General features: G+C 70.8%; 13 protein-coding genes. 2 read left to right on the top strand and 11 right to left on the bottom strand.

Annotation, left to right across the window (positions count from 1 at the left end):
* Nucleotides 1-18: 18 nt before the first annotated feature.
* The 11 genes from D3218_RS12720 to D3218_RS12670 form a co-directional block, all read right to left on the bottom strand.
* Entirely contained in the window at nucleotides 19-1230 is a 1212-nt protein-coding gene (locus D3218_RS12720) for an MFS transporter (RefSeq protein WP_119540461.1), read from the bottom strand.
* Nucleotides 1227-2066, bottom strand: a complete 840-nt coding sequence (locus D3218_RS12715) for a DeoR/GlpR family DNA-binding transcription regulator (RefSeq protein ID WP_119540460.1) — start codon at nucleotides 2064-2066, stop codon at nucleotides 1227-1229. The genes D3218_RS12720 and D3218_RS12715 overlap by 4 nt, the downstream gene beginning before the upstream one ends.
* Nucleotides 2067-2160: 94 nt before the next feature.
* Nucleotides 2161-5625 carry a pyruvate carboxylase gene (gene pyc, locus D3218_RS12710; protein ID WP_119540459.1) on the bottom strand — a complete coding sequence of 1155 codons (3465 nt, stop codon included), beginning with the start codon at nucleotides 5623-5625 and terminating at the stop codon, nucleotides 2161-2163.
* 122 nt (nucleotides 5626-5747) lie between these two features.
* Nucleotides 5748-6143, bottom strand: coding sequence for a VOC family protein (locus D3218_RS12705; RefSeq protein ID WP_119540458.1), 396 nt, complete (start codon nucleotides 6141-6143; stop codon nucleotides 5748-5750).
* 139 nt (nucleotides 6144-6282) lie between these two features.
* Nucleotides 6283-7179, bottom strand: coding sequence for a DMT family transporter (locus D3218_RS12700; protein WP_119540457.1), 897 nt, complete (start codon nucleotides 7177-7179; stop codon nucleotides 6283-6285).
* A gap of 304 nt (nucleotides 7180-7483) precedes the next feature.
* Nucleotides 7484-8542, bottom strand: coding sequence for a Gfo/Idh/MocA family protein (locus D3218_RS12695; protein WP_119540456.1), 1059 nt, complete (start codon nucleotides 8540-8542; stop codon nucleotides 7484-7486).
* Nucleotides 8539-9324: a ThuA domain-containing protein gene (locus D3218_RS12690; protein ID WP_119540455.1), complete on the bottom strand. Its 786-nt coding sequence runs from the start codon at nucleotides 9322-9324 to the stop codon at nucleotides 8539-8541. Before D3218_RS12690 ends, D3218_RS12695 begins: the two co-directional genes overlap by 4 nt.
* Nucleotides 9325-9384: 60 nt before the next feature.
* The gene (treY, locus tag D3218_RS12685) at nucleotides 9385-12093 is read right to left on the bottom strand and encodes a malto-oligosyltrehalose synthase (RefSeq protein ID WP_119540454.1); all 2709 of its coding nucleotides are present in this window, start codon (nucleotides 12091-12093) and stop codon (nucleotides 9385-9387) included.
* The gene (gene malQ / locus D3218_RS12680) at nucleotides 12090-13952 is read right to left on the bottom strand and encodes a 4-alpha-glucanotransferase (protein ID WP_119540453.1); all 1863 of its coding nucleotides are present in this window, start codon (nucleotides 13950-13952) and stop codon (nucleotides 12090-12092) included. The genes treY and malQ overlap by 4 nt, the downstream gene beginning before the upstream one ends.
* Complete coding sequence (gene treZ, locus D3218_RS12675) at nucleotides 13952-15829, bottom strand: malto-oligosyltrehalose trehalohydrolase (RefSeq protein WP_119540452.1); 1878 nt, start codon at nucleotides 15827-15829, stop codon at nucleotides 13952-13954. The genes malQ and treZ overlap by 1 nt, the downstream gene beginning before the upstream one ends.
* A gap of 184 nt (nucleotides 15830-16013) precedes the next feature.
* The gene (locus D3218_RS12670) at nucleotides 16014-17165 is read right to left on the bottom strand and encodes a zinc-binding metallopeptidase family protein (protein WP_119540451.1); all 1152 of its coding nucleotides are present in this window, start codon (nucleotides 17163-17165) and stop codon (nucleotides 16014-16016) included.
* Between the two features lie 197 nt (nucleotides 17166-17362).
* Between D3218_RS12670 and D3218_RS12665 the strand changes: the two genes are divergently transcribed.
* Nucleotides 17363-20680: a transglutaminase family protein gene (locus D3218_RS12665; RefSeq protein ID WP_119540450.1), complete on the top strand. Its 3318-nt coding sequence runs from the start codon at nucleotides 17363-17365 to the stop codon at nucleotides 20678-20680.
* Nucleotides 20670-23054, top strand: coding sequence for a circularly permuted type 2 ATP-grasp protein (locus D3218_RS12660; protein WP_245415034.1), 2385 nt, complete (start codon nucleotides 20670-20672; stop codon nucleotides 23052-23054). Before D3218_RS12665 ends, D3218_RS12660 begins: the two co-directional genes overlap by 11 nt.
* Nucleotides 23055-23060 lie beyond the last annotated feature (6 nt).

The raw sequence follows: 23060 nt of genomic DNA, 5'->3' as shown, positions 1-23060 counted from the left end.
CCCGGCCGCCGGTGCGCCTCAGGCCGCCGGCGGCCGATCCGCGCCGTGCGCCAGCGGCGACAGCGCGAGGATGAAGACGAGGCATCCGCTGAGGCCGAGGAACACGGCCTGGAAGCCGAAGTGTTCGGCTAGGTAGCCGATCGCGGACGGTGCGATCAGGATGCCGGAATAGCCCACCGTGGTCGCCATCGAGATGCCGACGCCGGGCTTGAGACCCGGCACGTTGCCCGCCGCCGAAAAGGCGATCGGGGCGATATTCGACAGGCCGATGCCAAGCAGCGCGAAGCCGAGGATCGCCACGGCAAGGTTCGGCGCAAGCCCCACCACCGCGAGCGCGCCGATGCCGGCGAGCGCCGACAGGCGCAGCGTGCGCACCGCGCCGAGCCTGTCGCGGATGCCGTCGCCCAGGAAGCGGAACAGCGCCATCACGGCGGAGAAGGCGGCGAAGGCGAAGCCCGACACGGCGACGTCGGCTCCCAGCTCCGAGCGCAGGTAGATCGCGCTCCAGTCGATCGTCGCCCCCTCCGGCACCATGCCGAACAGCGCGCAGAACCCGATGCCGAGAACCGCAAGGCGCGCGGCCGAGGGCGTCGCGGTGGGCCCGCCCGCTGCGGGCGTGGGTACGGCGCTATTTGCCGCGTCGCGGTCCTCCAGCATCGCCCACCCGATCGGCCAGAGGGCGACCGCCAACAGGGCGGCGACGAGCACGAAATGGCCGGCTGCGCCGAGCGCCACGATCAGGACGCCGCCCGTCGCCGCGCCCAGGAAGCCGCCCACCGACCAGAAGCCGTGGCACGAGGACATGATCGCGCGCGGCCGCCGGCGCTCCACCGACACCGCGTTCGCGTTCATCGCGACGTCCATGCCGCCCATGGCCGCGCCGAACAGGAGGATGGCGACGCCAGCCGCCGGAACGCCGGGGGCGAGCACGAGAACGGGAAGCGACAGGGCAAGCGCCGCGTGCATCCAGAGCGTCGCCCTGCGCGAGCCGAAGCGCGCGGTGGCCGCGCCAAGCAGCGGCATCGCCAGCACCGCCCCGATGCCGAAGGCGAGGATCAGGAGCCCGAGCCGCGCTTCCGATACGCCAAGGCGCTGCTGGAGCAACGGGATCTGCGGCGTCCAACTGCCGAGCACGAAACCGTTAGCCAGGAACGCGGCGGACACGGCCAACCGTTCGCGCGGCCAGGCATCGCGCCAGGACGGGGCTCGGTCGATGGCATGTGCGGTCATCGGATCGGGTCTTTCCTGCTGACGGCGGCCGGGCGGCGGCGCGAGGCCGCATCGGCTCCAGCCCGCGTGATGGAGGCGCCTGCGGCGCCGAACGGCTCCAGGGCCGCCTCCGGGCAATCGTGCTCCACAAAGAGGTGCACGCGCCCGTCGACGGGCGTCACCTGGAACGAGGCCGCCGTGCCGATCTTCCCGTTGGTGGCGGCCACGACGATCGCCCCGGCCCGCGCGGCGAGCAGCGCCTTCAGGTCGGCCTCCTCGAGGTCGTGCGAGGTGACGCCGGCCTTTGCATCGATGCCGCAGGCGCCCAGCACGAGCACGGACGGGCGCATGCGCTCCGCCTCGCGCATCGTCTGCGCGCCGAGACACGCGCCGCTGGCCGGATCGAGACGGCCGCCCAAAAGCACCACCGACAGGCCACCCCGGTCCTGCAGGGCGCAGGCGATCGCAGGCGCGTTGGTGATGACGGTCAGGCCCGCGTCAGGCGGCAGTGCCTCGGCGACGGCCAGATTGGTGGAACCGGCGTCGATGAACAGCGACGAACCCGGCATGATCGTGCAGGCGATCGCCCGCCCCAGCCGCGCCTTGCGATCGCGATCCTGGCCCATCCGTTGGCCGAGCGGGCCCTCCAGCGGGGCGAGCGGCAGGGCGCCGCCATAGACGCGGCGGCATTCGTCGCGCGCGGCGAGTTCGCGCAGATCCCGCCGCACGGTGTCTTCCGACACGCCGAAGCTCGCAGCAAGCTGCGATGCGAGCACGCGCCCGTCCCGCGTCAGCCACTCCCGGATCACGGCCTGCCGCTGCTCGGCCAGAAGATGCGGCAGCGACGCGTCGCCCATGGAAGCCCCCGAATGGAAGCCTCACATGCACGATTATGCACGTTTCGTCAAATCGGAGGAACCCGGCACAACGCCGGGTCCGCCCGAAGATGCGTCAGGCCGGCGCGAACACAACCAGGAGGTCCTTGGCGTCGATCTGGTCGCCGGCCTTGACGTGCACGGCCTCCACCGTGCCGTCGGCTTCGGCATGGAGTGCGGTCTCCATCTTCATCGCCTCGATCGACAGGAGGACATCGCCGGCCTTGACGTCCTGGCCCGGACGCACGGCGAGGGTCGAGACGACGCCCGGCATCGGGGCCGCGACATGCGCGGCGTTGCCGGGCTCGGCCTTGGGGCGCGCCGCGCCCGACCCGTTGCCCTTGGCACGATCGGGCACCTTGATGCGGCGCGGCTGGCCGTTGAGCTCGAAGAACACCGTCTTCTTGCCCTTCTCGTCCGTGTCGGCCGAGCCGAGGCAGCGCACCACCAGCGTCTTGCCCGGCTCGAGATCCACCAGGATCTCCTCCTCGGTCTCGATGCCGTAGAAGTAGTTCGGCGTCGGCAGGGTGGAGACCGGGCCGTAGGTGTCGGCGGCGAGCGCGAAGTCGGTGAAGACCTTCGGGTACATCAGGTAGGAGGCGAACTCCCGGTCGCTCACCTTGCGGCCGAGCTTTTCCTCGATCCGGGCGCGTTCGGCCTGGAGATCGGCGTCGGGGATCAGCGAGCCCGGCCGCTCGAGGATCGGCGCCTCGCCCTTCAGCGCCTTCTTCTGGAGCCCTTCCGGCCATCCGCCCGGCGGCTGGCCGAGGTCGCCGCGCAGCATCGAGATCACGGAATCGGGGAAGGCGATGTCGCGCGCCGGCGCCTCGACGTCGGCGACCGACAGGTCCTGCGCCACCATCATCAGCGCCATGTCGCCGACGACCTTGGAGGACGGCGTCACCTTGACGATGTCGCCGAACATCAGGTTCGCCTCCGAATAGGCCTTCGCCACCTCGTGCCAGCGCGTCTCAAGCCCGAGCGAGCGGGCCTGCTCCTTGAGGTTGGTGAACTGGCCGCCCGGCATCTCGTGGAGATAGACCTCCGAGGCCGGCCCCTTCAGGTCGCTCTCGAAGGCGGCATACTGGTTGCGCACCGCCTCCCAGTAGAAGGAGATGCGCCGGATCGCGTCCTGGTCGAGGCCGGGATCGCGCTCCGAACCCTTCAACGCCTCGTTGAGCGAGCCGAGGCAGGCCTGCGAGGTGTTGCCCGACAGGGCGTCCATCGCGGCATCCACCGCGTCGACGCCGGCCTCCACCGCCGCCAGGATCGTCGCCGCCGCGATGCCGGACGTGTCGTGCGTGTGGAGATGGATGGGCAGCCCCACCTCCTCCTTCAGCGTCTTGATCAGCGTGCGGGCCGCCGCCGGCTTCAGGAGACCCGCCATGTCCTTGACGCCGAGGATGTGGGCGCCCGCGCGCTCCATCTCCTTGGCGAGGCCGACATAGTATTTCAGGTCGTATTTGGCGCGGGCGGGATCGAAGAGGTCGCCCGTGTAGCAGATCGCGCCCTCGCACAGTTTGCCCGACTCGATCACCGCGTCCATCGAGACGCGCATGTTCTCGACCCAGTTCAGGCAGTCAAAGACGCGGAACAGGTCGACGCCCCCGCCGGCGGCCTCCGCTACGAACCGCTTCACCACGTTGTCGGGATAATTGGTGTAGCCGACGCCGTTGGAGCCGCGCAGCAGCATCTGAAGGAGGATGTTGGGCGCCCTGTCGCGGATCGCGCCCAGGCGCTCCCACGGGTCCTCGGTCAGGAAGCGCATGGCGACGTCGAAGGTCGCCCCGCCCCAGCATTCGAGCGACAGGAGCTGCGGCAGGGCGCGGGCATAGGCGTCGGCGATGCCGACGATGTCGTGCGTGCGCATCCGGGTGGCCAGGAGCGACTGATGCCCATCGCGCATGGTCGTGTCGGTCACCAGCACCTGCGGCTGGGCCAGCATCCAGTCGGCGAAGCCCTTCGCGCCGAGTTCCGCCAGCGTCTGCCGCGTGCCCGGCCGCACCGGCGCGTCGAAGCGCGGCGCGACAGGCTTGCGCGCGTCGGCCGGGGGCTTGGGCCGCCCGCGCGTCTCCGGGTGGCCGTTGACGGTCACGTCCGCCAGATAGGTCAGGAGCTTGGTCGCCCGGTCGCGGCGCCTCACCTGCTCGAACAGCTCGGGCGTCGTGTCGATGAAGCGCGTCGTGTACGAGTTGTCGGCGAAGGCCGGGTGCGTGATGATCGCTTCCAGGAAGGTGAGGTTGGTGGCCACGCCCCGGATGCGGAACTCGCGCAAGGCGCGGTGCATGCGCGCGATCGCCTCCTCGGGGCTCGGCGCCCAGGCCGTCACCTTCTCCAGGAGCGGGTCGTAGAAGCGCGTGATCACCGCGCCCGAATAGGCCGTGCCGCCGTCGAGGCGGATGCCGAAGCCGGTCGCGCCGCGATAGGCGGTGATGCGGCCGTAGTCGGGGATGAAGTTCTGCTCCGGATCCTCGGTGGTGATGCGGCACTGGAGGGCATGGCCGTGCAGGCGGATGTCCTCCTGCCGCGGCACGCCCGATTCCGCCGTCCCGATCGCCGCGCCGTCCAGGATGTGGATCTGCGCCTTGACGATGTCGATGCCCGTCACCTGCTCGGTGACCGTGTGCTCGACCTGGATGCGCGGGTTGACCTCGATGAAGTAGAAGGCGCCCGTGTCGGCATCCATCAGGAACTCGACCGTGCCCGCGCCGACATAGTCCGTCGCCGCGCAGATCTGGCGGGCATAGCCGGCAAGTTCCCGGCGCTTGGCGTCGTCGAGATAGGGGGCCGGGGCGCGCTCGACGACCTTCTGGTTGCGGCGCTGGATCGAGCAGTCGCGCTCGAAGAGATCGACCACGTTGCCGTGCGTGTCGCCGAGGATCTGCACCTCGACATGGCGGGCGCGCTCCACCAGCTTCTCGAGATAGACCTCGTCCTTGCCGAACGCCGCCTTGGCCTCGCGCTTGGCCTCCGTCACCTCGCGCGCGAGGTCCTCGGCCTTGCGGATGGCGCGCATGCCGCGACCGCCGCCGCCCCAGGAGGCCTTGAGCATGAGCGGGTAGCCGATCCCCTCCGCCAGGCGCCGCACCTCGTCCATGTCCTCCGGCAGAGGGTCGGTCGCGGGCACCACGGGCACGCCGACCTCCACCGCGAGGTTGCGCGCCGCCACCTTGTTGCCGAGCCGGCGCATGGTCTCCGGCGTCGGCCCAATGAAGACGATGCCGTTCTGCGCGCAGGCCTCGGCGAATTCCGGGCTTTCCGACAGGAGCCCGTAGCCCGGATGAATCGCGTCGGCGCCGGATTCCTTCGCGACGCGGATCACCTCCTCGATCGAAAGATAGCTCTCGATCGGGCCGAGATCGCGGGCGAGGTGCGGGCCGCGCCCGACCTGGTAGCTCTCGTCCGCCTTGAAACGGTGCAGGGCGTACTTGTCCTCTTCCGCCCAGATCGCCACGGTCTTCAGCCCGAGCTCGTTGGCCGCGCGAAACACGCGGATCGCGATCTCGGACCGGTTGGCGACGAGGATCTTGGATATGGGCACGTAGACTTCCCCCCGGAAACGATGCGCTCTGCGGTTGGCGAGCTAAATACAGAACCGCGCCCGTTGCAATGCAGCATGTCGATGCGGCAACGGTCACGCGCGCCGCATCGCGCGGCGGTCCGTCAGCGGAAGCGCCAGCTCCGTTCCAGGACCTCGATCCGGTAGCCGTCCGGGTCGCTCACGAAGAAGAAGCGCGCCTTGCCGCCGGAGGCATGCGCCAGCTCGCGAATCGGCTGCGGCGACAGGTTCTCCGCCGCGAGGCGGGCGTGCTCGGCCTCGAGATCGTCGACGCCGACCGCCAGATGTCCGTAGCCGTCGCCGAGATCGTAGGGCTCGCTGCGATCGCCGTTGACGGTCAGCTCCAGCTCGAACCCGCTCTCGGGATTGGACAGGTAGATCAGCGTGAAGCCGTCGAACGCCAGCCGGTCGGCGACCGCCAGCGCGAAGGCGCGGGCGTAGAAGTCGACGGAGCGGGCCTCGTCGCGAACGCGGATCATCGAGTGAATGAGCTTGGCCATCGTGCCCTCCTTCGGCTGCGGGTTCGCAGGAGGGAATAGGCGGTGCGGCGCCGGATGCAAGCCGCGCGAACGCGCCGAGCCCGCCGACGCGGGGCGCCGGCGGGCTCGGAAAGGCGTGAAGATCTCCGGCCGGCGCGCCTCAGGCGCGCAGGAGCCGGGCGCGCCAGCCGGTGCGCGCGGGAGCGTCGGCGCCGGCGGTGCGGCCACCGCCCAGCGTCGACAGGCCGCAGAACCCGACGAGCGCCATGCCCGCCACCGCGATCGGATCGGGCACCTCGCCGAAGAACAGGGCGCCCAGCACCGCCGCCCAGACGATCTGGCTGTACTGCGTGGGCGCGATCCGGCTGGCCTGCGTGACGCGCGCGGCCATCACGATGCTGATGTGGCCGATGCCGGCGCAGAGGCCACCGAAGACCAGGATCGGCAGGTCCGCGACCGTGGGCTTCACGAAGCCCGGGATCATCAGGACGCCGTTGACGCAGACGGCGGCGAGCAGCACCGCGCCGACCAGCGTCAGCCGCTTCTCCGTGGGGCCCAGCGTGCGCAGGATGATCACGGTCAGCGCGCCGACGAAGGCGCAGGTCAGCGCCGCCAGATGGCCGAGCGACAGGGCGTTGAAGCCCGGTCGCACCACGAGCAGGACGCCGGCGAGCCCCCCGAGCAACGAGGCCCAGCGCCCGAGCCCGACGACCTCCTTCAGGAACAGCGCCGACAGGACGGCCACGAAGACCGGCAGCAGGAAGATCAGAGCGTAGGCTTCCGCGAGCGGCAGCGACACGAAGGCGTAGGTCGCGGTGATGCCGCCGATCGTGCCGGTCGCCATGCGGGCGAACACCAGCCAGGGGCGCTTCGGACGCACGATCGAGCGCCAGCTATCCTCCTGCCGCTTCGACAGGAGCGCGGGAACCAGGGCGAACAGCGAGATGAAGAAGCCGATCTCGAAGACCGGCATGGTCGAGCCCAGCGCCTTGGCGGCGGCGTCGGAGCAGGAATAGGCGAAATACGCCAGGAAGGCGAGGAGGATTCCGGTATGCATCGCGGTACGGCTTCGAATGTCGGGAACAGGGACGAGCCGGTGTCGCGATCTGGCGATCGTTCGCCCCGAGGGGCGCGTTTTCGTGTTGAGGGCGGTCGGCATGCGCACCATCGCGCATGTCGGTTGATAGTCCGTTTATATGCGCCGCCGCAACTGTGCCAACGCACTGATTCCGATCATCTTCTCTTACCAACCGGCATGCCGCGTGATGAAGGTTCCGCGCCCTTGGCCATTGCGGCAAAAGCATGGAAGCGGCGTGTCGGCGGAAAGAATTCCGCGCTGTTGCCGCGGCGCGCGGGACGGCTCAGTCCACCGCCAGCCAGCGCCCCTCGCGGTCCGACACGAAGCAAAGGTCGAGCAGTTTCTGAACCTGCGCCGCATGCCGGAAGTCGGGCTGTCCGTTGTCGCCCGACATCAGCGCCATGGCGAAGCGGTGCTCGTTGCGCGGGGTGACCGGACAGTCGAGGACGCGCCAGGTCTGCGTCTCGATATCGGCGCCGAGGCATGCTTCCAGCCGCGAGTCGACATGGTTGGCCCAGATGCGCAGCGCACCCGTCTCGCCGTAGATCGCAAGGTTCAGGTCGTTCAGCTTGCCGGTCGCATAGCGCGTCATGTTGACGGTGCCGAGCGCGCCGTTGCCCATCTCCACGGTCATCGCCACGCTGTCGTTGACGTCGAGCGTGTAGAGGCCGATCGCGCCGCCGGGCGCCTTGTCGTAGGTCTTCATGCGCGCCTGGAGGGCGGCGACGTCGAGCCCCGTGCCGAAGCAGGCGAAGTCGAGGATGTGGATGCCGATGTCGCCGAGCACGCCCTTGGAGCCGTGCGACGACGAAAGGCGCCAGAGCCAGCGCTCGTCGGTGCGCCAGTCGCCCCAGTGCGGGCTGGTCAGCCAGCTCTGGAGATAGCTCGCCTCGAAATGGCGCACGGTGCCGATGCGCCCCTCCTCCACCATGCGCCGCGCCATCTGGATCGCATGCGCGTTGCGATAGGTGAGGTTGACCATGTTGACGAGGCCCGCCGCCTCCACCGCCTCGGTCATCTCCAGCGCATCCGGGTAGTTCACCGCCAGCGGCTTCTCGCAGAAGACCGGCTTGCCCGCCGCGATGAGCTGGAGGCTCGTCGCCTTGTGGGCGCCGTCCGGGGTCGAGTTCACCGCGGCGTCGAACCCGCCCCAGGCGATGGCCTCCTCCAGCGAGCCGAAGGCTTCGGGGATCGCATGCTCGTCGGCGAAGAGGCGGGCGCGAACCACGTTGGTGTCGGCGGCCGCCACCAGCCGGCAGCCCGGGATGGTGGCGAAGTGCTCGGCGTGGCGATGTGCGATGGCGCCCGTGCCGAGGATCAGGATGCGCTTTGGCGCGCTCAACGGAAGCCCTCCTCGCCCGCCTCGTGCAGGGAGAGGCCCTTCTTGACGATCCGCTCGCGCGCTTCCTCGACCGGCACGTTGGGCGCCTCCGCCACGCCCTTCCAGGGCGCCGCCGGGTTGTGCGCCCAGCGCACGGCGTTGCGCAGCACGGTGCGGATCGCCGCGTCGTGATAGATCGGATAGGTCTCGTGGCCGGGCTCGAAGTAGAAGATGCGCCCGGCCCCCCGCTGGTAGGTCAACCCCGACCGGAACACCTCGCCGCCCTCGAACCAGGAGACGAACACCGTCTCCAGCGGTTCGGGCACCAGGAAGGGCTCGCCGTACATCTCCGAATGGGGCAGCTCGATCGCCCGGTCGACCCCCTGTGCGATCGGGTGCGACGGGTTGATGACCCAGAGCCGCTCCCGCTCGCCGGCCTCGCGCCAGCGCAGCGAGCAGGGCGTGCCCATCAGCCGCTTGAACACCTTGGAGAAATGGCCGGAATGGAGGACGAGCAGGCCCATGCCCTCGTTCACGCGCTGCTGCACGCGATCCACGATCTCGTCCGACACGCGCCCGTGCGCCTTGTGCCCCCACCAGACCAGGACGTCCGTCCGGTCGAGGCGCGCCTGCGACAGGCCGTGCTCGGGCTCTTCGAGGGTCGCGGTACCGACCTCGATCGCCGGGTCCTCGGCCAAGGCCTCGGCGATGGTGCGATGGATGCCCTCGGGATAGATCGACCGGACGGCCTCGTTCTCCCGTTCGTGAAGGAATTCGTTCCAGACGACGGTGCGGATCGGCATGGCGTGCTGTTCCTCCATTCGCATGCGATGAGGGCGGGCGGAGCGTCCGCCCGCGCCGTGTCAGTCGGCGATCAATAGAGCGACCGGGAGATCGGCCAAGAGGTCGCGAAGCGGCAGTTCCGCCGCGCCGGCCACCGGCTTGAGATTGAGGATGTCCTCGAAGCGCGCGCCCGAGAGCTGCGAGGGCAGGCGCACGGCCGTGTCGCCCCAGGCCGCGGGATCGGGCAGCGGGATCTCGGCGCCCTCCCCGAGGAGGCCGAGGGCGAGGCGCGGCGTCACGCAGACTGCGAAGCGCCCCTGCCCGTCCGCGCGGGCGAAGGCGACCACATGGTCGCGGCGCTCGCCCGTCACCTCCAGCGGCAGGTAGCGGCCTTCGGTGAAAAGCTCCGGAGCCTTGATGCGGGCCTTGAGCGCGGCGGCCGTCAGCTTCGCCTTGACCCGGCCGTCCCGCCAGTGCGGCAGCGCCTCGGCGACGCCGTGCCCGTCCGTCATGGCCGCCTCGCGCGCGGCGAAGTCGACCTTCCGCCGGTTGTCCGGATCGACCAGGCTGAGGTCGTAGAACTCGGTGCCCTGATAGATGTCGGGCACGCCCGGCGCCGTGAGCTTGACCAGCGTCTGCGACAGGGAGGTCAGCGCGCCGGCCACCACGAAGGGCTGCATCGACCGCCAGAAGGCCTCCAGGATGTCGCCGCCCGTCGCCCGCGAGAGTGCCGCCTCCACGAAGCCCTTGAGCGCCGCTTCATAGTCCGCGTTCGGGGCCGTCCAGGTGGTGTAGCGCTTGGCCTCGCGGGCCGCCTTCTCCGCGAAGGCGGCGAGGCGCTCCGACAGCTCCCGCCGCATCGCGTCGTCGGCGGGATCGAAGTCGGCGGGGATCACGCCGAGCAGCGTCTGGTAGAAGCCCCATTCGGTGGCGGGGTCGGGCGAGACCAGCGCCTCGCCCAGGTCCTTGCGCCAGGGCGCCATGGCCTCGGCCGCCGACGCGACGATCTCGGCCCAGCGCTCGGGCGCCTCGCTGATCGTGTAGAGGCGCGCGCGCGCGTCCTCGCCGCGCTTGGTGTCGTGGGTCGAGGACGCCATCAGGCCCTCGGGCTGGTCCTCCAGCCGGATCGCCATCGCCTCGTGGAAGGCGGGCAGGTCGGCGCCGTAGTGGTCGGGCTCGCCGCCCACCTCGTTCAGCGCGATCAGGCGGTTGTAGCGGTAGAAGGTCGTGTCCTCCACCGCCTTGGCCATCACCGCGCCCGTGGTCTGCTGGAAACGCCGGGAGAAGTTGAGGGCGCCGGTGACGTCGCGTCCGTCCTCGAAGTCGAGCTTGAGGAGGCGGCCGACGAAGGCGACCGGCCGGTTGGCCTCCACCTCGCGGCGCGACTGGGCGAGCGCCACCGCGTCGTCGATCACCTGGATATCGGGCTCGGGCACGCCGTCGACGCTGGCATAGGTGCGGTAGACGGGCAGCGCAGCCGCGACCTCCACGATCGAGCGCGTCATCGCGTCCCGTCCGAAGTCGCGCGTGTCGAGGTCGCGCGCGGCGACCGCCAGCGCCTCGTCCGCCAGGAAGGCGAGCTCGCCCGCCAGGTTGTGGCTGAAGATCAGGCGCTTCTGCTCCACGATCATCTGCCGGAGGTCTTCGTCCGCCCCGACGAACTCGGCATAGGCCCGCGTCATCGCCTCTTCCTTCGAGGCGTCGACATAGAGGCCCGACAGCGCGGTGATGAACTCGTAGCCCGTGGTGCCGGCGATGTTCCAGGAGCGGCGCAGGCGTTCCGGGCCGGTCAGGATCTTCTCGACGTGGATCTTCACGTCGCGCCCGATCGCCTCGAAGGCGCGGGCAAGATCGGCGAGGTAGTTCTTGGGATCGGCGACGCCGTCGACATGGTCGATGCGGATGCCGTCGAGACGGCGCTCGCGGGCGAGCCGCAGGACGGTCCGGTGGGATTCGCGAAAGACGCGGCGCATCTCCTGGCGCACGCCGATCAGGTCGGCGATCTCGAAGAAGCGGCGATAGGAGAGCTTCTCGCGCGCCAGCCGCCACCAGGCGAGGCGCCAGGCCTGGGCCTCGTGCAGCGCGTGCAGCGCGTCGCGATCCGCGTTGATCGCCTCGACGCCCTGACGCAGCGCGGCGAGGAAGCCGGGATCGGCCACATGCTCGGCGAAACGCTCGTTCAGCTCCTCCCCGTCCGCCGGCACGGCGGCCGAGAAGCGACGCACCATGCGCTCGCGCTCGTCGTGCTCGACGAAGGCGAAGACGTGGCTGAGGGTGCGCGGGTCGAGCGGCAGCTCGTAGCCCCCGGCCGAGAAGCGCAGCTCCTTGCGCGCCTCGTTGTAGACCAGCGACAGGTCGCCGTCCTTCAGCGCCTCGCCGTAGGGCTTGCCGAGGGTCGGCACGAGGATCTTCTCGGCCTCCCAGGAGATGTCGAAGGTCTGGGCGAAATGGCTGTCCTGCCCCCAGCGCAGCACGTCCTCCCACCAGGCATTGGCCGGCGAGACGCCCATGTGGTTGGGCACGAAGTCGAGGATCAGCCCGAGATCGGCCGCGCTCAAGCCGTCGCTCAGCGCGTTGAAGCCGGCGTCGCCGCCGAGATCGTCCTCGAAATGGTTGTAGTCCACCACGTCGTAGCCGTGGGTCGAGCCCGGCGAGGCCGCGAAGACCGGCGAGGCGTAGAGGTGGCTGACGCCGAGCGTGCGAAGGTAGGGGATCAGCTCCCGGGCTTCCCCGAAGCCGGTGCCCTCGCGGAACTGGAGACGGTAGGTGGCGACGAGGGGTCGGCTCATGCGGTCTCCGGTCTTTCCTGGCGCAGGGCACGCGCCATCGCTTGGAAGCGCTGGTCCGCGCCGAGGTCCTCGAGGGCCACGTCGGAGCGGATGCGCCAGTTGGGATATTCGTCCATGGTGCCGGGCAGGTTGGGCTGGCGCTCGGCCAGCACCATGTCCTCGACCTGCACGGCGAAGAGCATCGAGCCGGTGCGCGCGCCGAAGCGGTGCACGGCGAGCGCGAGGTCCTGCCCGAGCTCGGCCGGCAGTTCGCCCTCGCCCCGCGCCGCGGCCGCCCATTCGGGCGACAGCAGACCCTCGTGATCGAGCGCGGCCAGGAGCGTGCGCCGCTCGCGTGCGCGCCCCTGAAGGTCGCGGGCGGTGGCCGCCTCGTCCTGACGCCCGGTTTCCGAGCGCAAGCGAATGTCGGCGCCGCGCCACCAGCCGGCCAGCGTTGCCAGATCGTGGGTGGAGATGCAGGCCAGCGAGCGCGCGGGATACTCGCCGGCGGCCTTGAACAGGCCGTCCTCCCAGCGCTCGAAGTAGAGCACCTTGTAGGCGAGGATGTTGGCCTCGTGCATCACGTCGCGGAAGCCCTCCGGCACGGTGCCGAGGTCCTCGCCGATCACGACGCAGCGCATGTCCTGCGACACCCGCGCCACCGCATCCACCATCGCGCCCAGCGGATAGCGCACGTAGCCGCCGCCCCCCGACCGGCTCGTCTCCGGGATCCACCAGAGCCGCGCCAGTCCCATCGCGTGATCGATGCGGATCGCGCCGGCGTGTTCCATCAGGGCGGCATAGGCGGAGGCGAGCGGCGCGTAGTTGCGCTCGGCCAGCGCGCGCGGCGAGAGCGGTGCGAGGCCCCAGTCCTGCCCTTCCGAATTGAACATGTCGGGCGGCGAGCCGACGCGCGCCTCGCGAACGGTGAGATCCGGGTCGGCCCAGGTCTCCGCCCCGTCGGGCGAAACGCCCACGGCGAAGTCGAGATAGAGGCCGATCGCCATGCCTGCCGCCTTGGCGCGCCGCTGGGCGCCGCCCAACTGCCGGTCGCATTGGAACTGCAGCCATTCGTGGAAGCGCAGCGCGTCCGCGTTCTCTGCCTCGAAGGCGCGCACCGCCTCGCCCGAGCGCTTGTGGAACGCGTCGGGCCAGCCGTGCCAGCCGGCGGCACCGCCCTGCTCGCGCATATGGGCTGAGATCGCCTCGAACAGGGAGAAATCCCGCAGCGCGTCGCCACCCTTCTCACAGAAGGCGCGGAAGTCCTCGTCCGCGTCGAGCCCGTCGCGCACCCCTCCGTAGGCGGCCTGGAGCAACCGACGCTTCAGAGTTCCGACCGCGGCGTAGTCCACGAGTTCGCCGCCGAGCGCCGCGAAGGCGTCCGGCGTCTCGCGCCGCGCCGCCGCCAGCGCCTCGGGCCCGCCCGGCAGCGCGTCGATCGCGAGGTAGAACGGGTTCAGGAAGCGGCGGGTAGATGGCGAATAGGGGCTGTAGCGCCCGGCATCCGACAGGAACAGCGCATGCAGCGGATTGACTCCGACGAAGCTCGCGCCCTCGGCCGCCGCGATCTCGGCGAGATGGCCGAGGTCCTCGAAGTCGCCGATGCCGAGGCTCCGCTGGGAACGGAGCGCATAGAGCTGGCAGGTCACGCCCCAGCGCTTGTGACCCGCCGCCTCCTCGGGCAGCGCGCAGGCGAGCGCGGGGCGGTGCTCGGCCGCGTCGAACGCCCCCGCCTCGCCTGCGTCGGGGTCGACCTTCAGCGTCCGGAGCAAGGCGGACTTGGCCGCGTCGGGGATCTCCTTCGCCTCGCCGAGTTCCGACTTGTAGCGGATCTGGATGCCGTGGCTTTCGGCGAGCCGGTCGAGCGGTTCGCGTGCCATCACCGCACCCCCGGGAAGAGCTGGCCGTCCGACAGGGCGAACAGGACGGTCATGCCCGGCAGCGTCCCGGCGCCCAGGCTCTCGTGCGCCGTCTTGTGGTTGGCGTAGACCAGATCGGCCTGCGCGACCTCTTCCAGGCGCAGACCCTCGGGCAGGGTCCACACGCTGTCGGAAAGGTTGGCGAAGAGGTGGTAGACGCGGCCGGGTCGCAGCTCCCACGAGACCACGAAGCAGCGCCCGTCCGCGAAGGCCCGGCCGCAGCCGCCGCCCACGCCTTCGAGCAGCGGCATGAGCACCTCGCGGCGCTGCGCGAGCAGCTTGGTGGTCACCTGCAGGCGCCGGCGCTGGATCGGGCGGACTACCAGCTCCCAGTCGATGCGCGAGATCTCGAAGGTGCGCTCGCTGTTGGGATCGGGGAAGACGTCCGCCGCCTCCGCGTCCTCGAAGGCGGCGAACTTGCGGAACTCCTTGCGCCGGCCGAGCGACACCGCGCTCGCCAGCTCGCCGTCGAAGTCGGTGAAGAAGCAGAACGAGTTGCAGTCGCCGAACTCGTCACCCTGGAACATCAGCGGGATCTGCGGCGACAGGAGAAGGATCGCCTGGACGCAGTCGTAGATGCGCGCCGAGGACAGCGAGCGCAGCCGGTCGCCGAAGGCGCGGTTGCCGATCTGGTCGTGGTTCTGAATGAAGTTGACGAAGGCGGTGGGCGGCAGGTGGCCGGAGGGGTTCCCGACCTTTCTGTCGCGGTGATGCGACATCTGCCCCTGGAACACGAAGCCGGTGGCGAGGGAGCGCGCCATCTGCTCGGTGTTGGCCGGGTCGTAGTCCGAGTAGTAGCCTTCCTGCTCGTGGGTGGCGAGCACGTGGGCGGTGTGGTGGAAGTCGTCGTTCCACTCGCCCGACACCAGCGGCACCGAGCCGTCGGCGCCGCGCTCGATGTGCCAGGTGATGTTGCGGTCGTCCTCCGTGGTGATGTGGACGTGGCGGTCGACGAACTGCTCGCGCACCCGCTCAGCGAGTTCCTTCACCAGGGGCGTGTCGGTCGTGTCCTTGATGGAATCGATGGCGTCGAGGCGCAGGCCGTCGATGCGGTATTCGGTGAGCCAGTAGAGCGCGTTCTCGATCATGAAATCGCGCACCGGCTTCTCGTCGTAGGCGATCGCGGCGCCCCAGGGCGTCGAGATCTCCTCGTGGAAGAACTCCGGAACATAGGCGGGGATGTAGTTCCCGTCCGGACCGAAGTGGTTGTAGACGACGTCCAGGAAGACCATCAGCCCGCGCTGGTGCGCCGCGTCCACGAGGCGCTTCAGCCCCTCCGGCCCGCCGTAGAACTGGTGCGGGCAGTAGAGCAGCACCCCGTCGTAGCCCCATCCGCGCTGGCCGCCGAACTGGGCGACGGGCAGAAGCTCGATCGCGGTGACGCCGACGTCGCGCAGATAGTCGAGCTTCGGGATGATGGCGTCGAAGGTCCCTTCCTCGGTGAAGGTCCCGACATGCAACTCGTAGAACACGCATTCGTGCCAGGGCCGCCCCTGCCAGTCGGGGACGCTCCACTGGTGCGCGTTCGGGTCCACGAGCCGCGACATCCAGTGGACGTCGCCGGCCTGGGCACGGGCCGCAGGATCGGCCACCAGCGTCTCGCCGTCGATGCGGAAGCCGTAGGACATGCCCGGCTCGACGTCGGTCGCGACCGCCTCCCACCAGCCGTCGTCGGCGCGGGCGAGCGGGTGGTAGCGATCGGGCTCGTTGCTGTCGACCTCGGCCAGGGCGAGCTCGACGCTCCCGGCGCTGGGTGCCCACAGCCGGAAGCGGCTGCCCTCGGGCGCATAGCGCGCGCCCCAGCTCGTATCGAAGGAGAAGGTGTCGCCGCCGCTCATGCCCAGGATGCCTCGTGCCGATGCCGGAAGCGGGCGGCCGCGCGCCCGCGCTTCGCGCGTGCCGGAGACACAGGGGCCACCGGCACGGCGTCGTTGCGTTAAGTGGGGCGGGAGAACCGTCCGGCAGGGGCCGGACGGCGGTTTATTGCAGGGCGGCATGGCGGGCGGGCGCCCGCCGGCGCTCTCAGGCCGCGGCGGGCTGCTGGGCCGACGTCTCGGCGCCCGCCACCGCCGGGACGACGGGGGCCGCCCGCTCGGCCGGGCGGGCGGCGTTGCCGATCCGGCCATGGACGAGATCGTGGATGAAGCCGAGCTTGCCCACCACGGTCGGCGACAGGACGAAGGGATAGAGGTCCTGCAGTCCCATGGCGCGGTTCATCGAGTTCAGCGCCTGGCTGACGGCGAGCCATCCCTCGTTGATCTGCTCGATCGTGGTCTCGTCGTCGAAGACCTTGAAGTCGAGATCGGTGGTGAGGATGCCGTCGCGGTCGAGACGCGGATGGATGGTCATGCCCCAGGAACCGGCGACCTCCAGCGAATCCACGATGTGGAGGTAGTGCGCCCAGGTCTCGGCGAAGTCCTCCCAGGGATGCACCGCAGCGTAGGAGGAGACGTATTCCTCCTGCCAGTTCGGCTTCGGGCCGTTGGCATAGTGCGTTTGGAGCGCCTCGCCGTAGTCCCGGCTGTCGTCGCCGAACACCGCGCGGCAGGCGTCCAGCGCCCCGCCGTCGCGCACCAGGATGTCCCAGTACCAGTGGCCGACCTCGTGGCGGAAATGGCCGAGCAGGGTGCGGTACGGCTCGCCCATCGCGGTGCGGCGCGCCTCGCGCTCGGAATCGTCCGCCTCGGCCAGCGCCACGGTGATGACGCCCTGGTCGTGGCCGGTCATCACCTTCTCGCCGCTCGAAGGGTCGTCGGCCAGGAAACGGAAGCCGAGGCCCTCCGGGTGCTCGTCGCGCGTGTAGAGCGGCAGCCGCAGGCGCAGCAGCGTGTAGAACAGCCGGTGCTTGGCCGCCTCCATCTTCCCCCACAGCACCTGGTTCTCCGGGTTCGACAGGTCGGGCACCATCAGGTTGTGCCGGTCCGCCAGGCACAGGATCTCGGGGCTGTCGGCGGGGACGAGCCAGTTGCAGACGCCGTACTGGTAGTTGTCGCAATAGCGCCAGTGCGATCCGTCGCTGCCGCGCCCGACCGAGACGAAGTCCGTACCCGTGGGCTCCAGAGCCAGAACGCGGTTGGAGCGCGGCTCGTAGCCGAGCGCGTGGCCGCACCGCTCGCACAGGACGTTGTTGAAGAAGACGACTTGGTCGCAGGACGGACAGGAGAACAGCTTCATCGGGAATCCCTCTCGGTAACCGCCGGCCGGGGGGGCGGGTTCGGCGCGGTAACTCGGTCGCGCACAAAGGGTTCCCGCCGGCGAATCACCCGTTTCGCGGCCGAAATCGCTCGCTGCCGCATTGCAACAGTTCCAGTGTCCCGGCCTTTGCGCGTAGACTGCGAACGCCTTGAGTCCAACTGTTTGCCCGGGAACCGATGCCGATCCTCGCAGCGCTCCGTCACCTGACCCATTACCGATACGACAGGCCGGTCAGCCTCGGTCCCCAGACGATCCGGCTTCGGCCCGCCCCGCACTCGCGCACCCGCGTTCCCGCCTATGCGCTGCGGATCGAACCGGCCGAGCACTTCATCAACTGGCAGCAGGACCCGTTCGGCAACTGGCTGGCGCGGGTCGTCTTCCCCGAAAAGGCGCGCGAGCTGCGCATCGAGGTCGACCTCCTGGCCGACATGACGGTCTACAACCCGTTCGACTTCTTCGTGGAGGAGACGGCCGAGACCTATCCCTTCGCCTATGGCGAGGATCTGGCGGTCGACCTGAAGCCCTATCTGCAGGCCGAGCCGGCGGGGCCCCTGCTCCAGGCCTTCCTGCACGGGGTGGACCGGTCGCCGGCGCGCAGCATCGACTTCCTGGTGGCGCTGAACCGCAAGGTGGAAGCGGCGATCGACTACACGATCCGCATGGAGCCGGGCGTCCAGACGCCGGAACAGACGCTGGAGAAGGCGTCCGGCTCCTGCCGCGACTCGTCCTGGCTTCTGGTGCAGGCCTGCCGCCATCTCGGCCTCGCCGCGCGCTTCGTGTCGGGCTACCTGATCCAACTCAAGCCCGACATCGTGGCGCTCGACGGGCCGGCCGGCACCGCTCACGACTTCTGCGACCTGCATGCCTGGGTCGAGGTCTACGTGCCGGGCGCGGGCTGGATCGGCTTCGACCCGACCTCCGGCCTGATGACCGGCGAAAGCCACGTGCCCCTCGCCGCCACCCCGCACTACCGCTCCGCCGCGCCGATCGTCGGCGGCGTCGACGCCGCCGAGGTCGAGTTCGACTTCGACATGGCGGTGACGCGCGTGTCGGAAGCGCCGCGCGTGTCCATGCCGTTCTCGGACGAGAGCTGGCAGGCGCTCGACGCCCTCGGCCGCCAGGTGGACGCCGATCTCGATTCCATGGACGTCCGTCTCACCATGGGCGGCGAGCCGACCTTCGTGTCGATCGACGACTTCGAGAGCGGCGAGTGGAACGCCGACGCCACCGGGCCGCAGAAGGCGGGTCTCGCCGACGGCCTGCTGCGTCGCCTCCAGGCGCGCTTCGCCCCGGGCGGCTTCCTGCATCACGGCCAGGGCAAGTGGTATCCGGGCGAGACGCTGCCGCGCTGGACCTATTCGATCTACTGGCGCCGCGACGGCAAGCCGATCTGGCGCGACCCGGCCCTGCTCGCCTCCGACGCGGCGCCGCCCGCCGTGGCGAGTGTGGAGGCGGCCGAGACGCTGGTCCGGGACGTTGCCGAGCGGCTCGCGGTGGACCCGGACAACGCCCAGCGCACCTTCGAGGACCCGTCCTATTGGCTCGCTCGCGAGGCGAAGCTGCCCGAGAACGTGACGCCGGGCGACTCGCGCCTCGAGGACGCGGAGGAGCGCTCGCGCATCGCCAAGGTGTTCGATCGCGGCCTCGGGCGGCCGGTGGGCGTGGTGCTGCCCGTCCAGGCCTGGCAGGCCATGCCCTCGCGCTGGATGTCGGAGCGTTGGACGACGCGGCGCGGCCAGGTCTTCCTGGTGCCCGGCGACAGCGCCATGGGCTATCGGCTGCCGCTGGCGTCCCTCGCGCACCTGCCGCCCACCCGCTATCCCTACACCCATCCGGCCGACCCGCAGCAGCCGTTCCCGCCCCTGCCCGAACCTGAGGCTCTCGGCCAGGCGCAGGAGCGGATCGAGAAGCCGGACCCGCGCGCCTGGACCCCGCCCGAGCCGGGCGCCGAGGCGGAGATCGGCGGCGCGGTGCGCACCGCCCTCGCGGTGGAGCCGCGCGGGGGCATCCTCCACGTGTTCATGCCGCCGCTGGAAACCGCGGAAGCCTATCTCGACCTCCTGGCCGCCGTGGAGGACGCGGCAGCGCGGCTCGGCCAGCCGGTGCGCATCGAGGGCTATCCGCCGTCCTTCGACCCGCGCCTCGACGTGGTGCGCGTCGCGCCCGATCCGGGCGTGATCGAGGTCAACGTCCACCCCGCCCGGTCCTGGGCGGAAGCGGTCGAGATCACCACCGAGGTCTACGAGGCCGCCCGCCAGTCGCGGCTCGGCACCGACAAGTTCATGGTGGACGGCCGGCATGCCGGCACCGGCGGCGGCAACCATGTCGTGGTGGGCGGCGCGACCCCGGTCGATTCACCCTTCCTGCGCCGACCCGACCTCCTGAAGTCGCTGGTGCTGCACTGGCAGCGCCATCCTTCGCTGTCCTACCTGTTCTCCGGCCTGTTCGTCGGCCCCACAAGCCAGGCGCCCCGCATCGACGAGGCGCGTCACGACCAGCTCTACGAGCTGGAGATCGCCATGGCGCAGGTGCCCGGCCCGGGCGAGGGCGCGCCGCCGCCGCCCTGGCTGGTGGACCGGCTGTTCCGCAACCTCCTGGTGGACGTGACGGGCAACACCCACCGGTCGGAAATCTGCATCGACAAGCTGTATTCGCCGGACGGGCCGACCGGCCGGCTCGGCCTTGTGGAGTTCCGGGGCTTCGAGATGCCGCCGGACGCGCGCATGAGCCTCGCCCAGCAGCTCCTGATCCGCGCGATGATCGCGGCCTTCTGGCGCCGGCCGCTGTCCGGCCGCTTCGCGCGCTGGGGCACGCAGCTCCACGACCGGTTCATGCTGCCCGAGTTCATCTGGCAGGACTTCCTGGCGGTGCTGGCCGAGCTCGGTGACCAGGGCTACCCCGTGCGCTCCGAATGGTTCGAGGCGCAGTGGGAGTTCCGCTTCCCGTTCTGCGGCAAGGTCGAGCGCGCCGGCGTTTCGCTGGAGCTGCGCCAGGCCCTGGAGCCTTGGCACGTCATGGGCGAGACGGGCGCGATCGGCGGCACGGTGCGCTTCGTGGATTCCTCCGTGGAGCGACTTCAGGTCAAGGTGACCGGCTTCGACCCGGCCCGCCACATCGTGACCTGCAACCGCCGTCCGGTGCCGCTGGCGCCCGGCATGGACGCGGGCTCGGCGGTGGGCGGCGTGCGCTTCAAGGCCTGGCAGCCCGCCTCGGGCCTTCACCCCACCATCCCGGTCCACGCGCCTTTGACCTTCGACATCTTCGACCGCTGGTCGGGACGCTCGCTCGGCGGCTGCGTCTACCACGTCGCCCATCCGGGCGGGCGCAGCTACGACACCTTCCCCGTCAACGCCTACGAGGCGGAGGCGCGCCGTCTCGCCCGCTTCGGGGACATCGGCCACACGCCGGGCGCCTTCCGCCCGGCCGCCGAGATCGCCGACCCGAGCTTCCCGACCACGCTCGACCTTCGACGGCCGGCCTTCCTTGCGCTCTGACCCGTCCCAACGGCAGTCGCAGTCGCAGGGCAGCCCGCCCGGCGACCTGCCGTCGCGCCGGCCGGTCGCCGGCGCATACGACGAGATGATCGCGCCCGACGGCAGCGTGCGCCCGGTCTACCGTCCCGTGCTGGCCGCTCTCGGCGCCCTCTCGGAGGCCGAGCGCGCGTCCCGTTTCGGGGCGGCCGAGCAGTATCTGCGCGAGGCCGGCGTCTACTACCGGGCCGGCGAGGACGGGGGCGCCCGGCTCTGGCCGCTCGGCTTCCCGCCGCTGGTGATCGACCCGGAGGAGTGGCGTTCGCTCGAGGCGGCGCTGGTGCAGCGGGCGGGCTACCTGGAACGCCTGCTGGCCGATCTCTACGGCGCGCGCCGACTGGTGCGGGAGGGCGTCCTGCCCGGTCGCCTGCTCGGCCAGAACCCCGAGTTCCTGCGTCCGCTGGCCCGGCAGGGCCTTGCCGGCAGGCCGCTGATCCGCTTCATCGCGGTGGATCTCGGTCGCGGCCCGGACGGCGCATGGCGAGTCCTCGGAGACCGGGCGCAGGCCCCATCCGGCGCCGGATTCGCCCTGGAGAACCGCGTCGCCACGTCCCGCGCCCTGCCCGACCTCGCCCGCCAGCTCCACGTGCGCCGGCTGGCCGGGTTCTTCGCGCGCTTCCGCGAGACGCTGGAGGAGCTGAACGACCAGGAAGGGGCGCGCGTCGGCCTGCTGACGCCCGGTCCGTTCAACGAGACCTATTTCGAGCACGCCTATCTCGCGCGCTATCTCGGCTTCCATCTCCTGGAAGGCGGCGACCTGGTGGTGCAGGGCGACGAGACCAAGCTGCGCACCGTGGACGGCTTGCGCCCGGTGGGCGTCCTCTGGCGGCGCCTCGACGCGGACTATGCCGATCCGCTGGAGTTGTTCTCGCAATCGCGCATCGGCACGCCGGGCCTCCTGCGCGCCGTGCGCGCCGGCCGGCTGGAACTCGTCAACGCGCTGGGCTCCGGCATCCTGGAGACGCCCGCCTTCGCGGCCTTCGAGGCGGCCATGGCCGAGCGGCTGATCGGCGAGCCGCTGGCGCTGCGCTCGGTGGACACCCTGTGGTGCGCCGATGCGGACGGCCACGCCGAGGCCGCCGCGGGCGGTGGATGGCAGATCGGCCCCGCCTTTCCGGGCCAGCCCGCGCGCGCGCCGGGCGAGATCGCGCTTCCGCCCGTGCCGGACCAGGCCGTGCATCTCGTGGCGCGCCGCGCCTCACCCCTGTCCTGCGCACCCCTGGACGTCGACGGCCGTCTGGAGGCCCGCCCCGTGACGCTGCGGGTGTTCCTGGCCCGCGCGCCGGGCGGCTGGGAGGTCATGCCGGGCGGCTTCGCCCGCGCTTCCCGCGCGCCCGGCGACGCGATGCCGGCGATCGGGGCGGGCGGGCGATCGGTGGACGTGTGGATACCGGGCGACGAGCCGGACGCGCCGATCACGCTTCTGGCGTCCGGCCGGGAGTTCCGCCGCCGCCTCCCGGGATCGCTGCCGGCCCGTGCGGCCGACAACCTGTTCTGGCTCGGGCGGAACGCCGAGCGCACGGAGGTGGCGATCCGCCTCTGGCGCGCCGCGCTGGAACGCGGCGGCGAGGAGCGTGAGACGGGGGTGGACGCCGCGCGCCGCGCGATCCTGACGCGCTCCGGCGTGGGGGCCGCCGCCCCGCTCGCCGGGCTGCACCGCGTCGCCCGCGCGGCGCTCGACATCGCCTCGCGCATCCGCGACCGCTTCTCGCCGGACGCCTGGCGGGCCCTCGCCGAGGTGGTGGAGCTTCTGGACGAGGCGCGCCGCGACAGCGCGCATGCCGACCACGCGGCCCTGGCCGGCCGCCTCCTGACGCGCCTTGCCGGCTTTTCGGGCCTGGTCGAGGAGAACATGTACCAGTTCGCCGGCTGGCGCTTCCTTCAGTGCGGACGCCGGATCGAGCGCGGCGAGGCGACCGCCTCGGCCTGCGCCGAATTCCTGGCGGCCGGCGGCGGAGGCGTCTTCGAGGCGCTGCTGGAGTTCACCGACAGCCGCCTCACCTACCGACGCCGCTTCTCGGTCGAACTTCAGGCCGAGAGCGTGCTCGACCTATGTCTCCTCGATCCTCTCAACCCGCGCTCCGTCGCCTATCAGGTCGCCGCCGCCCGCCGCACCATGGCGGACCTGCCGGGCATCCACGCAGGCGAAAGCCTCGACAGCGCGGCGCGCCGGATCGCGCGCCTCAACGTCCGGCTCGAGACCGCCGTTCCCGCCGAGGTGACGCCGGCCTTCCTGTACCGCGTGGCGGCCGACCTGCGCGACATCTCCGACCTCCTGTCGGAACGCTACTTCGCCGTGGCGCCCGAAGGGTCCATCGAGCGTTTCGGCAGCGAATAGGCCCCC

Origin of the sequence: Aureimonas flava, assembly GCF_003583935.1 — a bacterium.
Taxonomy (GTDB): domain Bacteria; phylum Pseudomonadota; class Alphaproteobacteria; order Rhizobiales; family Rhizobiaceae; genus Aureimonas; species Aureimonas flava.
This window is presented reverse-complemented; position numbering and strand designations above follow the sequence as displayed.

Bases quoted from the DNA above. Each gene is read 5' to 3' on its own strand.
- D3218_RS12720 (WP_119540461.1), bottom strand. From the start codon at position 1,230: ATGACCGCACATGCCATCGACCGAGCCCCGTCCTGGCGCGATGCCTGG.
- D3218_RS12715 (WP_119540460.1), bottom strand. From the start codon at position 2,066: ATGGGCGACGCGTCGCTGCCGCATCTTCTGGCCGAGCAGCGGCAGGCC.
- D3218_RS12705 (WP_119540458.1), bottom strand. From the start codon at position 6,143: ATGGCCAAGCTCATTCACTCGATGATCCGCGTTCGCGACGAGGCCCGC.
- D3218_RS12700 (WP_119540457.1), bottom strand. From the start codon at position 7,179: ATGCATACCGGAATCCTCCTCGCCTTCCTGGCGTATTTCGCCTATTCC.
- D3218_RS12690 (WP_119540455.1), bottom strand. From the start codon at position 9,324: ATGCCGATCCGCACCGTCGTCTGGAACGAATTCCTTCACGAACGGGAG.
- treY (WP_119540454.1), bottom strand. From the start codon at position 12,093: ATGAGCCGACCCCTCGTCGCCACCTACCGTCTCCAGTTCCGCGAGGGC.
- malQ (WP_119540453.1), bottom strand. From the start codon at position 13,952: ATGGCACGCGAACCGCTCGACCGGCTCGCCGAAAGCCACGGCATCCAG.
- treZ (WP_119540452.1), bottom strand. From the start codon at position 15,829: ATGAGCGGCGGCGACACCTTCTCCTTCGATACGAGCTGGGGCGCGCGC.
- D3218_RS12670 (WP_119540451.1), bottom strand. From the start codon at position 17,165: ATGAAGCTGTTCTCCTGTCCGTCCTGCGACCAAGTCGTCTTCTTCAAC.
- D3218_RS12665 (WP_119540450.1), top strand. From the start codon at position 17,363: ATGCCGATCCTCGCAGCGCTCCGTCACCTGACCCATTACCGATACGAC.